Here is a 990-nt window from a genome sequence, read left to right on the forward strand (position 1 = left end):
CAGCAATAACATTCTCATCATTCGACTTAGCATTATCGGTTAATTGCGTGTATTCGAGATCAAAGGAGCGGCGATTTTTTAAAGCTGTAAGCTGGTCTTTATTAGATCGATTTAAATGGCCATGTTGATTAACATAAACCGCGATGAGCTGAACGACTTGATTGATCAAACTGACTTTCGGCTCTATATCCAGCAACATGCTAATTTCTTGCCCGGTACTCAAATGTATCGGAAATACCGTTTCCGGCTCTGCTAGAGCCTTGGTATTAAGTGAAACCTTTGATTCGGATTTAGCACCAGAGACTGGCTGATAAGTGGCGAGCACGACAAGCTCAGTGCTGTGTCTATAATCCCCAAGACATAAACGGACATAACCGGGATTTAATAACTTGCCGACCGCGCGAACAAATCGCTCATCAAGATTCTTGGAGGTTTCTGCATAGATCAAATCCACTAAGGATTCACAATTACAGAGATTGGGCTCAATAATTTTCATTAAGGGTCTGCTTGGCTATGTCATGGTCTGATACAAACATAACAGAGCAGAAAGTAAAGTCTAGAGAAGATTTACCGCTAGTAAAACAAAGCCAGCCCCAATTGGCTCAATATACCTGGGACTGGCTTTTTTAGGCTAGCCTTGCATTAGCAAGTAGTCAAAGGCTGCAAGAGAAGCTTTGGCACCTTCCCCCATAGCGATCACGATCTGTTTATAAGGCACGGTCGTCACGTCACCGCAGGCAAAGATTCCTGGTACGTCAGTCTGACCTTTGGCGTCTACAATTACCTCGCCATAGGCGTTCATTTCTACAATGCCTTCCAGGAAGCCACTATTGGGCACCAAGCCTATTTGGACGAAAATGCCTGATAATTCCTGGCGCTTAATTTCACCACTATCACGATCTTCGTATGCTAAGGCAACAACCTTGCCACCTTCAGCCAAGACTTCTTTGGTCGCTACATTACGCAGAATAGTAATATTCTCACGTTTTT

2 protein-coding genes are annotated in these 990 nt (G+C 43.7%); both read right to left on the reverse strand.

What is annotated here, in order from left to right:
- Positions 1-496: hypothetical protein (locus A3735_RS28380; RefSeq protein ID WP_156499998.1), on the reverse strand; the 496-nt coding region annotated here is incomplete at its 3' end.
- Positions 497-631: 135 nt separating this feature from the next.
- Positions 632-990: FAD-dependent oxidoreductase (locus tag A3735_RS28385; protein WP_197486125.1), on the reverse strand; the 359-nt coding region annotated here is incomplete at its 5' end.

The sequence above is a fragment of the Oleiphilus sp. HI0061 genome (genome assembly GCF_001635675.1).